The organism is Corallococcus sp. AB032C, assembly GCF_003668935.1.
Classification (GTDB): domain Bacteria; phylum Myxococcota; class Myxococcia; order Myxococcales; family Myxococcaceae; genus Corallococcus; species Corallococcus exiguus.
In genome coordinates this window covers 48,065-62,197 of the sequence record NZ_RAWP01000054.1, presented here as the reverse complement: position 1 = coordinate 62,197, position 14,133 = coordinate 48,065, and the positions used below count along the sequence as shown (strand labels likewise).

Genomic DNA, 14,133 nt, shown 5'->3' with positions numbered 1-14,133 from the left:
CCAGCCGCATCGGGTCCGGCGGATACGCGGGCACCGCCACCGCTCCCGCGTACAGGCAGCCGAAGAAGCCCGCGATGTAGTCCAGTCCCGGCGGGTACAGCAGCAGCACGCGCTCGCCTTGCGCGCCACGCTCACGCAGCGCCGAGGCTATCCGCCGCGCTCGCACGTCCAGGTCGGACGCGCTCCACACGGTCTCCTCGCCGTCATCTCCCAGGAATGTGTAGAGGGGCGCCCGGGCGGACGGATTTTGGGCAAGCTTCAGCAGTACGCCAGGAAGGCATTGGGAGAGGTCGGTCACGGGGGGGCCGTCCATGTGTCGAAAAATTTCGACACTTCATAGCAGCCCGACTGCTCAATCCCGTAGACACCCCCGGTAATGAATCACGGGAGGCCTTGCTCTCAGGCGCGGCCGAACAGCCCCTTCAACCACCCCATGAAACCTTTCTGCTTTGACACGACTGCTACATCCGGCGCTGACTCCTGAACAACGGGCGGAGCCGCCGCCACCTTGCGCGCCGCAGGAGCCGCGTTCCCCGGTGTCACGACCGGAGGCACCGGCGCCGGAGCGGAATCTTCCTGCGCCAGCCGAGCCTTCACCGACTCCGGTGTATCGCGGGTGGTGAACGTGCTGACGACCTCGCGCCCCGTGGTGCCTTCCTTCGCGGTCACCTTGAGCAGCGATTCGTTGTTCACCTCGAACGTCACCGACACCTGCACCGCGCCGCGAGGCTTCTTCGGCAGGCCCGCGAGCCGCAGCGTGCCCAGGTATTCATTGTCCTGCGCGCGGTCGGAGTCGCCCTGGAAGACGGTGAGCTCCAATTCCGTCTGTCCGTCCCGGTGCGTGGAGAGCGTGTAGCTCTTCGCCGCCGGCAGCGACACGTTGCGCTCCAGCACCGGCTTGAAGCGCCCACCCGGCAGCCCCACGCCAATGGCCATGGGCAGCACGTCGATGAGCACCACGCCTTCCATCTGTCCCAGGCTGTGCGCCAGGAGCGCCGCGCCCAGCGCCACGGCCTCGTCCGGGTGCACGCCCTTGCTGGGCGGCCGGCCAAAGAACTTCGTGATCTTCTCGTGCACCAGCGGGAAGCGGCTCTGCCCACCGACGAGGATCACCTCGTCGATGTCCGTGGGCTTCAGCCCCTTGGCCTGGAGAACCTCCTCGCAGACCTGGACCGTGCGGTCCACCAGCCCCTCCGTCAGGGCGATCAACTTCTGCCGCGTGAGCGTGACGTCCAGGTCGTACGGCTTGTTGTCGATCATCGTGATGAAGGCCACGTGCACCCGCATCTCGGAGCGCTCGGATAGGGCGCACTTGGCCCGCTCCGCCGCGTCGTTGATGCGCTGCAGGGCCACCCGGTCCCCCTGGAAGGCGCGGCCCGTCTGCCGCTCGAACTCCTGCAGGAGGTACTCCACGATGGCGTTGTCGAAGTCGATGCCGCCCAGGAACGTGTCGCCGCCGGTGGAGATCACCTCGTAGACGGTGTCGTGCAGCTCCAGCACCGACGCGTCGAACGTGCCTCCGCCCAGGTCGTACACCAGCACGCGCTGGTTCAGCTTCTTGCCGTAGCCGTATGCCAGCGCCGCCGCCGTGGGCTCGTTGAGAATGCGCTCCACGTACAGGCCCGCGAGCTTGCCCGCCTCGCGCACCGCGTGCCGCTGGTTGTCGTTGTAGTAGGCGGGCACCGTGATGACCGCTCGCGAGATGATCTGGCCCAGCTGGTTCTGCGCCACCTCACGCACTTCGCGGAGGATCAGCGCGGAGATCTGCTGGAGCGAATAGATGCGGTCACCCAACCGCACCGCCGCCTCGCCGGCCTGGCCCGCGGCGATCTCGTAATGGAAGCGGCCCTTGATCTGCCCCACGATGGGCGACGCATACGGCCGGCCCACCAGCCGCTTGGCGCCGTACACCGTCTGGCGCGGGTTGGTGAGCATCTGCCCCTTCGCGGGGTGGCCCACCACCAGCTTGCCGCGCTGGTTGAACGCGAGGATGGAGGGCACCGTGTTGTGGCCCTCGCGGCTGGGCAGCACCCCGGGCTTGTTGCCGCGCACGAACGCGGCGCACGAGTTCGTCGTCCCCAGGTCGATGCCGATCACCGGCCCCGTCCGGGGCGGCTCGTCGATGGTCAGCCCCAGCGCGGCATCCGTCACCATCTCCAGCGCGGGCGCGGCGGCAGCGGCCGGGGAGTCCATCCGGGCCGAGGCGCCGGGGACCGCGGCCACGGCCGGGGGCAGGGCAGGGGCCGCCGCCGGGGCGGGCACGGAGAAGTCGGCGGGGCCCACGCCGTTGGGCACGGGCGGCACGTCCGACTGGGCGTGCGGGAGGATGGCGACCGCGGCGTCCAGGAACCGGCGGGTCGGGGGATCCGCCTCCCCGAACTTCAACCCCATGCCGGAGATGCCCTGGCCCTGCTGACCGGTGACGAAATGGACGATGGCCGCTGTGTAGAGGAGCCGGTCGCCGCTTGCCAGGCGGAGGTCCAGGGTAACGGCCGTCCCCGGGGGGCGCACGGCCTTGGCGCGCAAATAGATGCCGCCCTGGGTGATGTTGCCCCCGTATTTCGCGAGGAACTCCTCGGGGGTGGCGAAGGGCAGCTTCACCACCAGCCCGACCGCCCCCGCTTGATTCAATTCCGCCAAGGCCCGGTCCCAGTCCCAATAAGTGTTGGTGGGACGCCGAGTATCACCTGAAGTCCCCGGGAACGAGCGGCAAAAAACCATCTTCCGTTGCGCGGCAGCCGCGCAAACCGTATGGACACGCACCCGCCGGGCGCTGGTGCCCCGCGGGGCCTCCGGGAGCCCCCATGTTGAACCCCGATATCCGGCTGGCCCTCACCTTCGACGACGTGCTCCTGCTGCCCGGTGAGAGCGCCGTCACCCCGCGTGATGCCGACCTCACCACCCGCCTCACCCGCAACATCCGGCTGAACGTTCCTCTGCTGTCCGCCGCCATGGACACCGTGACGGAGGCGCGCACCGCCATCGCCATGGCCCAGGAGGGTGGCATCGGCGTCATCCACAAGAACATGACGCCCGAGCAGCAGGCCCTGGAGGTCCTCAAGGTCAAGAAGTTCGAGAGCGGCATGGTCGTGGACCCCATCACCATCGAACCCAAGGCGCCGCTCGCCCGCGCCCTGGAGTTGATGAAGATGCACGGCGTGTCCGGCGTGCCCGTGGTGCAGGGCAAGCGCCTGGTGGGCATCCTCACCAGCCGCGACGTGCGCTTCGAGAAGAACTTCTCCCAGAAGGTCGAGGACGTGATGACGACGAAGCTCGTCACCGGCCGCGAGGGCATCACCCAGGACGACGCCCAGAAGCTGCTGCACGAGCACCGCATCGAGAAGCTCCTCGTCGTGAACGAGGCCTACGAGCTCAAGGGCCTCATCACCATCAAGGACATCGAGAAGCGCCGCACCCACCCGTTCGCCGCCAAGGACGCCAAGGGCCGCCTGCTCTGTGCCGCCGCCGTGGGCGTGTCCGCGGACCGCGAGGCCCGCATCGACGCGCTGGTGAAGGCGGGCGTGGACGTCATCGTCGTGGACACCGCGCACGGCCACTCGAAGGGCGTCATCGAAGGCGTGCGCGACACGCGCAAGAACTTCAAGGGCTTCGATCTCATCGCCGGCAACGTGGCCACCGCGGAAGGCACGCGCGCGCTGATTGAAGCGGGCGTGGACGCGGTGAAGGTGGGCATTGGCCCGGGCTCCATCTGCACCACCCGCGTGGTGGCCGGCGTGGGCGTGCCCCAGGTGACGGCGGTGGACGACTGCGCCCGCGAGGCGGACAAGCACGGCGTCCCCATCATCTCCGACGGCGGCATCAAGTACTCGGGCGACATCGTGAAGGCGCTCGCCGCGGGCGCCAGCTCCGTGATGATCGGCTCGCTGTTCGCCGGCACCGAGGAGTCCCCCGGCGACGTCATCCTGTACCAGGGCCGCAGCTACAAGAGCTACCGGGGCATGGGCAGCCTGGGCGCCATGAAGCAGGGCGCCAAGGACCGCTACTTCCAGTCCGACGTGGAGGCGGTGAAGCTGGTGCCGGAAGGCATCGAAGGCCGCGTCCCGTACAAGGGCACGCTCTCCATGAACGTGCACCAGATGCTGGGCGGCATCCGCAGCGGCATGGGCTACGTGGGCTGCGCCACCATCGAGGAGCTGCGCACGAAGGCCACCTTCACGCGCATCACGTCCGCCGGGCTCAAGGAGAGCCACGTGCACGACGTCATCATCACCGAGGAAGCGCCCAACTACCGGATGGAGTAGGGCGTCAAATCGCCCCAAGGCCTCACCGTCACCGGGAGGCTTCGGGGCAGGGGAGTCTCCCCCGGCCAGTGCGCCGGGGGAGTGCTACGGCGACTACTTGCCGCGACGCGGCTTGCCGCTGCCCGTGGACGTGTCCTCGGGGGGGGCGACCGTGGCGGACACGCGCTTCTCCGCCGAGTTCACGCTCTGGAGGAGCGACTCGCGGTCGTCCGGGTCCAGCGTCTCGATGGCCTTCTTCAGGGTGCCGAAGTCCAGGCGGGCCACCGTGACGGTGTTGCCACCCTTGATCTCCTGCACCGTGGGCACGGCCACCAGCTCACGCAGGTAGGTCTCGAACTCCACCCGGACGTCCGCGGTCTGCTGGATGCAGGCGTCCTTGGCGTTGACCAGGTTCTGGCTGCCCTCGCGGTAGCTCAGGTCCGGGTTGCGGGACATGGCCTCCTCGAAGGTGTGGGTGCGGTCCTTCAGGGAGGAGTACAGGTTGACGTAGTCCACCAGCCGGTCGGACTCCGGGCGGTTCACGTCCCGGGCCTTGTTGAGGGGCGCGGAGGTGTCGTCACAGGTGAGCTTGGACAACGCCTCGACCCCGGGCGCGTCCTTCACCGCGACGCTGCGGGTGTCACGCTCCAGACGCTCGTCGGAGGTGATCTCCTTCACGCACCCCGAGGCGGACAGGAGGAGCATGGCTGCTGCAGTGGAAGCGGACAGGCGGCGCACGAACAATTGACGGCCTTTCAGCGTTGATTTCCCGAAGTTTGTAGCGATAAGGGCCCCCACCCGTCAACGACGCCCCCTGGGAGAATCGCCGGTGGACCTGCACTCCGAGAAGATCCTGATCCTTGATTTCGGGAGCCAGTACACCCAGCTCATCGCCCGCCGTGTGCGCGAGCTGGGCGTCTACTGCGAAATCCACCGCCCGGACCTACCCGCCGCCGACATCCGGCAGTTCGCGCCGAGGGGCATCATCCTCTCCGGCGGGCCGGCGTCCGTGGAAGCGCCCGGCTCCCCGCGCTGCGACCCCTTCGTCTTCGAGGCCGGCGTCCCCGTCCTGGGCATCTGCTACGGCCTCCAGCTCATCTCCAAGCTCCTGGGAGGCCGCATCGACCGGGGCGCCCACCGCGAGTTCGGCAGCGCGGCGGTGGAGGTCCTGAGCGCGCGAGGCCCCTTCGCGGAGTTCCGCCCGGGCGACCAGGTGCAGGTGTGGATGAGCCACGGCGACCGGGTGGACGAGCTGCCGCCCGGCTTCGAGGCCATCGGCCGCAGCGGCAACTCGCCCTTCGCGGCGGCGGCCCACAAGACGAACCCCTGGTACGGCTTCCAGTTCCACCCGGAGGTGGTCCACACGCCGCAGGGCAAGGCCATGCTGCGCGCCTTCCTCTTCAACGACTGCAAGGTCTCCGGCTCGTGGACGATGAAGGGCTTCATCGACGAGGCGGTGGAGACCATCCGCAAGCAGGTCGGTGAAGAAGGCCGCGTCATCTGCGGGCTGTCCGGCGGCGTGGACAGCTCCGTGGCGGCGCTGCTGCTGCACCGGGCGATTGGCCCCCGGCTCCAGTGCATCTTCGTGGACAACGGCGTGCTGCGTCAGGGCGAGCGGGCCCAGGTGGAGGCGCTCTTCGTGGACCGCTTCCACGTGCCGCTGAAGACGGTGGACGCGCGCGAGCGCTTCCTGTCGAAGCTGGCCGGCGTCACGGATCCGGAACAGAAGCGGAAGATCATCGGCCGGGAGTTCATCGCCGTGTTCGAGGAGGCCTCGCGCGACGTGCAGGACGCGGGCTTCCTGGCGCAGGGCACGCTGTACCCGGACGTCATCGAGTCCGTGTCCTGGAAGGGCCCGTCCGTCACCATCAAGAGCCACCACAACGTGGGCGGCCTGCCGGAGCAGATGAAGCTCAAGCTGGTGGAGCCCCTGCGCGAGCTCTTCAAGGACGAGGTCCGCGCCCTGGGCCGCGAGCTGGGCCTGCCGGACGAGATGGTCTCCCGTCAGCCGTTCCCGGGCCCGGGCCTGGCCATCCGCGTGCTGGGCGAGGTGAACGAGAAGCGCCTGGACCTGGTGCGCCGCGCGGACGCCATCGTGCAGGAGGAGATCCACAAGGCCGGCCTGTACAAGGAAGTGTGGCAGGCCTTCGCCGTATTGCTGCCGGTGCAGAGCGTGGGCGTGATGGGCGACGAGCGCACCTACGAGTCCACCTGCGTGCTGCGCGCCGTCACCAGCGTGGACGGGATGACGGCGGACTGGGCCCGCATCCCGTTCCCCATCCTGGAGAAGATCTCCTCGCGCATCACCAACGAGGTGCGCGGCATCAACCGCGTCGTCTACGACATCTCCTCCAAGCCGCCCGCCACCATCGAGTGGGAGTGAGGCGGTAGCGCTTCACGTCACCGCGCGCCGGATGGATTCCTCCACCGGCGACGTGTCCTCCGGGAGCCGGGCCAGGCTCAGGGGCTCCCGGGGCAGCAGTGGCGGCTGCGCCATGAAGCGCGGCCGCGTTCCTTTGTGGGGTTGGGCCGAGTGCACGAGGAAGGGGTGGCACAGGTACACCGTGCCCGCCTCGCCCGTGGCGAGGACCTCCCGCCGGTGGGCGGACTCCGCGAAGCCGTTGGCCGCGAGCTGACGGAGCGTGAGGCCTGCTTCGCCCGCCGGTCCCAGCAGCCGCGCGATGTCCTGGTGCGAGCCCACGCGGATGCGGGTGGGCGCGTCGTCCTCGCCCACGTCGGAGAAGAGGAAGAGCATCAGCAGCGCCCGGCCCTTGGAGGCGACGTTGGCGCGCCAGTCCATGAAGTCCGGCTTGTCGAAGTCGAACCCCACGTCGATGTGCCACCCCGCGTCGCCCGGATCCTCCGGGGAGGGGAAGCGCACGGGGAACGTGCCCATCGCCCCGAGCGGCAGCCACCGCCCGGCACCGACGAGCTCGTCGTACGCCGCGTGCAGCACCGGCGTGTTCGCCGCGTCCACGAAGGGCTTCTGGGTGTACATGCCCAGGCGGATGACGGGGCGGGTCCAGGTGGAGGGCCGGTCCGGGTCACACCCCGTGTCCCGCCAGAGGAGGGCCCGGGCTTCGTCCGCGACCTCCCGGGGGAAGGCCCCGTCGATGCGAAGGAACCCGTCCCGCATGAACTGCTCGGCGCGCGCGTCCATCTGTCTCCTGTCCCCGGGGGAAGTGCCGGGGCGCCGTGACCTCACTCCAGGTAGCCACTCTCCCTGACAAAGGTCTTCACCGCCGCGGTGTCCGCGTAGTCCAGCTCGATCATCCGCTGGAGCGCCGCCTGCTTGTCCGGGGCCTTCGCATGGTACGCCCGAGCGATGGCGTAGCCCACGTAGTAGCCCAGGTCCGCCACGCCGTCCGCGTTGTCCGGGCCCGACCAGAGCCACGGTGAGAAGCGCGTCGAGTCCTGGGCCTCGCGGAACCGCTCGCGCAGCTCCGCGTCGTGCTGGGGGCCGTAGGTGACGTAGGCCAGCGCGGGCAGCCGGCCGGTGACCTGCTCGGCCACGAAGTCCGCCACGCCCTCGTAGACGACCCAGTCCACCAGCACGTCCGCGGGGGCCTTCTGGCGCGTGTGCACGGCCTCGTGGGCGATGAGCAGGTCCAGGCCTTCATGGGGGCGGCTCTGGAAGTAGGCGCCCAGGCCCGCGCGCAGCTTCGGCGGCAGCTCGGACACGTCCACCCGCGCGTCGCCGGTGGCCAGCTCCGCGCCCAGGAGCACCCGGCCGTCCAGCGCGGTGCCGCTGGAGTTGAGGGCGCCCACGGTGAAGTACACCTCCGCGCTCCCCAGCCGGGGGTAGAGGGCCCGGAAGCGCTCCAGCGTGGGGGCCACGTGGGCCACGGCGTCCCGGGCGCGCGCCGTCAGGGGGCGCACGGACTCCCAGAACCGGGGGTAGTCGCGGATGGCGTCCACGTAGCCCTGCGCCGTGTAGCGCCTGGCGCGCATGAAGCTGTGCAGCCCGGGCGTGCCCCGGTCGACGTAGAGCGCCTGGAACCGGGCCAGCTGCCCGGATGGATCCGTCGTGGCCCGCACTGCGTCGTAGGCCTCCCAGAAGTGGTCCACGTCCACCGTGGAGACCACGTCCTGGACCGTGGCGGGCGCCGGCTCCACGGGCTGCCTCGCGGCGCAGGCCGGCAGCGCGAGGGCGGCGGCGAAGAGGGCAGGGCGGAGGCGCATGGAGTTCCTGGAATGGGGATGAACGAAGAGGCTGCCCGGAGCGAACCGGGCAGCCTCTGGGGTGCTTCAGGAAGCCAGGGGGAAGACTACCCCGCCGGGTTCGCCTTCACCGGCGCGACCTTGGTGCTGCCGGGGCGCAGCTCTTCCAGGACGCGGTTGGCGCCGTAGATCTTCTGGAGCGCCTCGATGATGGCTTCCGAGTGCACGGCCACCGTGCGGTTCACGGACTCGTCGAAGCCGTACTCGCCGCCCAGCGACTGGATGTTGCCGTCGAACACCAGGCCGACGACCTCCTGGTTCTTGTTCAGCACGGGCGAGCCGGAGTTGCCGCCGATGATGTCGTTGGTGCTGACGAAGTTCATCGGCGTGGTGCCGGTGATGACCTTCTCCGACTTCACCCACGACTTGGGCAGCGCGTACGGCTCCTGGCCCGTGGCGTGCTCGAAGGTGCCGGACATCTGGGTGATGGGGGCGACCTGCTGGCCCTCATCCGTGTAGCCCTTCACGGAACCGAAGGACACGCGCGGAGAGAAGGTCGCGTCCGGGTACTGGCTGGTGCCGTAGATGTCGAACTTCGCCTTGGCGACCAGCTCGCTGTTCTTCTTGATGATGGACTCGACGTCGTCCTCGAACTTCTTGCGGATGGCGCGGGCGTCCGGATCCGCCAGCAGGGCCAGCTGGACCATCGGGTCCTTGGACGCGTCCACGGCCTTCTTGCCGCCGTCCCAGAGCGCCTTGCGGGCCTTCGGGTCCTTCAGCGTCGTGCCCTTCACCACGCGGGTGGCGAGTTGCTCCGGGGACTCCTTGCCCAGCACCTTCTTCACGAACGGGTGCTTGGCGCCCAGCTCCTCACGCATCTTGGTGAGGCCGAACGTCAGGCGGGCGATCTCCAGCTCCGGGTAGATGGGCGCGGGGCTGAAGAGCTGCGCCTTGAGGGCGGTCAGGTTGGCGTCGTTGAACTCGCGCAGCCGCTGGCCGTTGTCCTTGGGCAGCTCGTCGCCGGCGCGCACCAGCGCCCGGGCGGTGTGGAACAGGCCGGAGGACAGCCCATTGCCCTGCTCGAGGAAGTTCAGGTCCTTGCGGAGGGTGATCAACTGGGCCTCCGCCTTGGCGATCTCGTCCCAGGCGGCGGCGTACTTCTTCTTCAGCTCGGGGTTCGCGTCGACCTTCTTGCGCAGCTCCTGCTCCGCGGCGACCTTGGAGGCGAAGAACTTCTTGTCGAGCAGCGCCTCGTGGCGGCCCTTGGACGCCTTCAGGCCGTTCTCCACGCCGAACAGGAGGTTGCTGGAGATGCGCTTCTGCTCGGGGCCGCGCTTCTGGAACTCGGTGAGCATGCCGCGCAGCTCGGAGAGGTACATGAGCGTCTTGGGCAGGGACACGTCGCGGGTGTACTCCAGCTCCGCGATGGTCAGCGCGCGCGAGGTGCGGCCCGGGTTGCCGGCCACGAACGTGAGATCGTTCTCCTTCGCGCCGCCCTCGGACCACTTGAAATAGTCCGGCGTCTTCACCGGCTGCTTGTCCTGGTAGACGCGCACGAACGTCACGTCCAGGTCGTAGCGGGGGAACTCGAAGTTGTCCGGGTCACCGCCGAAGAAGGCGATGGCGTGCTCCGGGGCGAACACCAGGCGCACGTCCTGGAAGCGGCGGTACTTGTACAGGTTGTACTTGCCGCCCTGGTACAGCGTGACCAGGTCGCAGCGCACCTTGTCGTCGCCGTTGGAGCAGGCCTTCTCCACCTTGGACATCTCGGCCTTCAGCGTGTCCGAGTACTGCTTGCCGGTCAGCGACGCGGTGGCCTTGTTGAGCTGCTCGGTGACGTCGGTGATCTCAACGAGCTGGTTCACCTCCATCGCCGGGCACTGCTTCTCCTCGGCCTGCGCCTTCGCGTAGAAGCCGTTGGCCAGGTAGTCCTGCTTCGCGGTGGACAGCTGCTCGATGCAGCCGCGCGCGCAGTGGTGATTGGTCATCACCAGGCCGTCCGGCGACACGAAGCTCGCCGAGCAGCCGCCAGCCAGACGCACCGCGCCCAGGCGGAGCTTGTCCATCCACTGCTGATCCGGCTGGAAGCCGTACTTCTCCTTCACCTTGGCGGCGGGGAAGTTGTTGTACGTCCACATGCCTTCATCGGCGAGCGCCGGAGCGGCACCCACGAGGGCGGCGATGACGACCAATCGCTTCATTGAATGGGATCCTTTCGGGCCGCGGGACGGAGCTCCGCGGGGACGGGGCGTTTGTGAGGGATGGCCCAGCGTCGGTCAAGCTGGGAAAACGCCTCCGCGAGTCGGTCAACGTACGAGCGACGAAACGATTCCTTGGGGAGCATCCAAGGGCGCGGATTCTCCACATCCGGCGACGACGCGCCGCGTCCGCCGCGGCAAGCCACCCTCCGTCGTGACTGAAGAATTCTTCAGCAGGAACCGGAAGCCGGCCAAATGGGTCACGGAGATGCCGGTATTCCCGCCGCGGCGCGTCCTGGCGGGCTCAGGCCGCGCGAGCGCGCGCCCATGCACCCGGCGTGGTGCCGAGCACGGCCCGGAAGTCCGCGATCAGGTGGGCCTGATCATAGTAGCCCGCACCGGCGGCGATGCTTCCCCAGTCCGGCCGTGCGCCCTGGCCAGTAGAGGCCTGAAGCGCGCGCTGGAAGCGCACGATCCGGGCGAAGGACTTGGGTCCCATGCCGAGCACGTCGTCGAACGCGCGGCGCAGGTGCCGTTCGCTCACGCCCAATGTGCGAGCCAGGTCCGCGACGCGAGGGAGTTCCCCAGGGCCGGAGAGCAGGCGGACACCGCGCCGCACGAGGTACGCGGCGGCCGGTTCATAGACATCGTCCCGGTGGAGCCGGTCCACGAGCGCGGCCTCCACCGTGCGCAGACGGGCCTGGGAAGACGGAGCTTCCGCGAGCGCTTCACGGAGCCGGGAGCCGTCCGCCTTGCCCCAGAGCGTGTCGATGGAGAGCGACCGGTGGGCCAGCTCCGACATGGGCAGGCCGAAGAAGGGGTAGGCGCCGCCGGGCTTGAACTGGATGCCCAGCGTGTCGGGCGGCACCTCCGAGGGCGCTTTGCGCACCACGTGTTCCCGGGGGCCCAGGGCGTGCACGTCACAGGTGGTGGAGGTGACGCGGATCACCAGCTCCACGGTGCCGTCCGGCACGCGGACGTAGTCGCCCGAAGAGGGACCACGCCAGAGCACGCGCACGCGCTGGACGAAGCGGGACAGGTCGGCCCGGGGGGCCAGCGCGTTGTCTGCGAGGGCGGCCATGCGGGAGGAAGCATGGGACGGACGGACCCTCGCTTCAACCCGGGGCCCGGGCAGGATGGCCGATTCCTCCAATCGGGCGGCGGGCCCGGTCCGTACCTTGCCGGACATGCGAATCCATCACCTCAACTGTGGAACCCTGTGTCCCGCCAGTGCCCGGTTCGTCACGGGCTCGGGCGGCCTGTTCGAGCGGGCCCGGATGGTCTGCCACTGCCTGCTGCTGGAGACGTCCCAGGGGCTCGTGCTCGTGGACACGGGTCTGGGGACCCGGGACGTGCAGGACGCGCAGGGGCGTCTGGGACAGCGCTTCGTGAGACGGAACACGCCCCGGTTGGACCCGGCGGAAACGGCGCTGGCCCAGGTGGAGCGGCTGGGCTTCCGGCGCGAGGACGTCCGGCACATCGTGCCCACGCACCTGGACCTGGATCACGTCGGCGGCCTGTCGGACTTCCCGGACGCCCAGGTCCACATCTTCGGGGACGAGCACGCCGCGGCGGTGGTGCCCCCGGTGGCGGGCGCGAGGCAAGGCTACAAGCCAGTGCAGTGGGCCCACGGCCCGAAGTGGAGCCGGTACGCGGTGGAGGGTGAGCGCTGGTTCGGCTTCGAGGCGGTGCGGCTGATTCCAGGCCTGGACGCCGAGGTCCTGCTGGTGCCGCTGACGGGCCACACCGCGGGCCACTGCGGCGTCGCGGTGAAGGGGCCCGGAGGCTGGGTGCTGCACGCGGGGGACGCGTACTTCAGCCACCACGAGGTGAACCCTGTGGCGCCGCGAAGCCCGTTGGGACTGGCGCTATTCCAACGGCTGTTCTCCGAGAACAACGCCGTGCGGCTCCAGAACCAGGAGCGGCTGCGAGGGTTGGTGCGCGCCCACGGGCACGAGGTGAAGGTGTTCTCAGCGCACTGCTCCGTGGAGTTCGATCGGATGCGAGCGGGCTGAGGCAACGCGGCAACACGGTAGCATGGAGGGACCTTGCGACGCGCTCTGCTCTTCGGCTCCCTCCTGTGGTCTCTGTCCTCCGCATCCGCCGCTGAACCCGCTCGGGTCCAGGTGCTGAAGGCCGCCCGCCTGTTCGATGCGAAGGCGGGGAAGATGATCACCCCGGGCGTGGTGGTGGTGTCGGAGGGAAGGGTGGTGGGCGTGGGCCCGAAGACGCCCGTGCCGGAGGGCGCGAGCATCGTGGACCTGGGCGACGCCACGTTGTTGCCGGGCTTCATGGACGCGCACACGCACCTGACGGTGGAGCCCGGTCCGGACTGGCGCAAGGATCTGGTCGACAGCTTCCAGCGCACCATCCCGGAGCAGACGTTGGACACGCTGCCGTGGGCCAAGGCGACGCTGATGGCGGGCTTCACCACCGTGCGCAACCTGGGCGCGGAGGACTTCATCGACGTGGGGCTGCGCAACGCGACCGCGCGCGGCATCGTGGTGGGGCCGCGCATCCTCGCGGCGACGTCCAGCCTGAGCTCCACGGGCGGGCACTGCGACTACGGCAATTCGTTCCGCAAGGGACTGCTGGCCCAGGACGCCAGCCGCGGCGTGGCGGATGGGCCGGACGCGCTGCGCGCCAAGGTGCGCGAGAACGTGAAGTACGGCGCGGACGTCATCAAGGTCTGCGCCACGGGAGGCGTGATGAGCCTCAACGCGGATCCGGACGCACCGCAGTTCACCCAGGCGGAGCTGGACGCGGTGGTGGACGAAGCGCACGCGCACCGGCGCAAGGTGGCCGCGCACGCGCACGGCGCGGAAGGAGCGAAGCGGGCCATCCGAGCGGGCGTGGACTCCATCGAGCACGGCACGTTGATGGACGATGAAGGCGTGGCGCTGATGAAGCAGAAGGGCACCTGGTACGTGCCCACGGCCTTTGCGTTCTTCGGAATCAAGGAGCTGGCGGATCAGGGCAAGCTCCCGCCGGACACGGTCGCCAAGCTGCGCGCGGTGGACCGGAGGCGGGAGCACGTGTTGCGCAAGGCGATCTCCTCGGGCGTGCGCATCGCCTTCGGTACGGACGCGGGCGTGTTCGCCCACGGGCGCAACGCGGAGGAGTTCGCGCTGCTGGTGCAGGCCGGCCTGACGCCCGCGGAGGCCCTGCGCACCGCGACGGTGAACACGGCGGAGCTGCTCGGGGTGTCGGACAAGCTGGGGACGTTGGAGCCGGGGAAGCTGGCGGACGTGGTCGCAGTGCCGGGCAATCCGCTCCAGGACATCCGAGTGACGCAGAAGGTCTTCTTCGTGATGAAGGAAGGCGTCATCCACCGCGACGACACAGCGACCGGTTTACGCACCGCGCCGTAAGGTTCACGGTCCGGAACGCCGGGCTGACCGACCGCGTCACGCTCCGGGCCAGCGCGCCCCCGGGCCGCGAGGACCGCGAACTTGTCCGACTGTCGGACAGCTTTTCATCGCCCGTCGAGCCAGCGCGCCCCGGGGCATCGGGCACCGCGAACTTGTCCGACT

The 14,133-nt window shown here is 69.3% G+C and carries 11 protein-coding genes; 4 read left to right on the top strand and 7 right to left on the bottom strand.

Annotated elements, in window-relative coordinates; all coding sequences use genetic code 11:
• Positions 1 to 298 (bottom strand): AMP-binding protein (locus D7X99_RS23370; protein ID WP_172819382.1); only part of this gene is annotated, 298 nt, incomplete at its 3' end.
• A gap of 101 nt (positions 299 to 399) precedes the next feature.
• The gene (locus tag D7X99_RS23365; protein ID WP_121779706.1) at positions 400 to 2,640 is read right to left on the bottom strand and encodes a TIGR02266 family protein; all 2,241 of its coding nucleotides are present in this window, start codon (positions 2,638 to 2,640) and stop codon (positions 400 to 402) included.
• A 164-nt stretch (positions 2,641 to 2,804) separates the two neighbouring features.
• Between D7X99_RS23365 and guaB the strand changes: the two genes are divergently transcribed.
• Positions 2,805 to 4,262, top strand: coding sequence for an IMP dehydrogenase (gene guaB, locus D7X99_RS23360; protein ID WP_121779705.1), 1,458 nt, complete (start codon positions 2,805 to 2,807; stop codon positions 4,260 to 4,262).
• A gap of 93 nt (positions 4,263 to 4,355) precedes the next feature.
• Here guaB and D7X99_RS23355 read toward each other — a convergent pair whose 3' ends face one another.
• On the bottom strand, positions 4,356 to 4,946 hold the full coding sequence (locus D7X99_RS23355; protein WP_121779704.1) for a hypothetical protein: 591 nt from the start codon (positions 4,944 to 4,946) through the stop codon (positions 4,356 to 4,358).
• A gap of 124 nt (positions 4,947 to 5,070) precedes the next feature.
• On the opposite strand from D7X99_RS23355, the gene guaA reads away from it, so the two are divergent.
• Positions 5,071 to 6,624 carry a glutamine-hydrolyzing GMP synthase gene (guaA, locus tag D7X99_RS23350; protein WP_120576898.1) on the top strand — a complete coding sequence of 518 codons (1,554 nt, stop codon included), beginning with the start codon at positions 5,071 to 5,073 and terminating at the stop codon, positions 6,622 to 6,624.
• Positions 6,625 to 6,636: 12 nt separating this feature from the next.
• Here the strand turns inward: guaA and D7X99_RS23345 are convergent, their stop codons facing one another.
• The 4 genes from D7X99_RS23345 to D7X99_RS23330 form a co-directional block, all read right to left on the bottom strand.
• Complete coding sequence (locus D7X99_RS23345; RefSeq protein WP_121779703.1) at positions 6,637 to 7,401, bottom strand: phytanoyl-CoA dioxygenase family protein; 765 nt, start codon at positions 7,399 to 7,401, stop codon at positions 6,637 to 6,639.
• Between the two features lie 41 nt (positions 7,402 to 7,442).
• Positions 7,443 to 8,423: a DUF2268 domain-containing putative Zn-dependent protease gene (locus D7X99_RS23340; RefSeq protein WP_121779702.1), complete on the bottom strand. Its 981-nt coding sequence runs from the start codon at positions 8,421 to 8,423 to the stop codon at positions 7,443 to 7,445.
• Positions 8,424 to 8,509: 86 nt separating this feature from the next.
• Positions 8,510 to 10,603 carry a S46 family peptidase gene (locus D7X99_RS23335; protein ID WP_120576895.1) on the bottom strand — a complete coding sequence of 698 codons (2,094 nt, stop codon included), beginning with the start codon at positions 10,601 to 10,603 and terminating at the stop codon, positions 8,510 to 8,512.
• Between the two features lie 301 nt (positions 10,604 to 10,904).
• On the bottom strand, positions 10,905 to 11,681 hold the full coding sequence (locus D7X99_RS23330; protein WP_121779701.1) for an AraC family transcriptional regulator: 777 nt from the start codon (positions 11,679 to 11,681) through the stop codon (positions 10,905 to 10,907).
• A gap of 106 nt (positions 11,682 to 11,787) precedes the next feature.
• Between D7X99_RS23330 and D7X99_RS23325 the strand changes: the two genes are divergently transcribed.
• Positions 11,788 to 12,615: an MBL fold metallo-hydrolase gene (locus D7X99_RS23325; RefSeq protein WP_171805252.1), complete on the top strand. Its 828-nt coding sequence runs from the start codon at positions 11,788 to 11,790 to the stop codon at positions 12,613 to 12,615.
• 33 nt (positions 12,616 to 12,648) lie between these two features.
• Positions 12,649 to 13,971: an amidohydrolase family protein gene (locus tag D7X99_RS23320; RefSeq protein WP_121779699.1), complete on the top strand. Its 1,323-nt coding sequence runs from the start codon at positions 12,649 to 12,651 to the stop codon at positions 13,969 to 13,971.
• Positions 13,972 to 14,133: the final 162 nt, after the last annotated feature.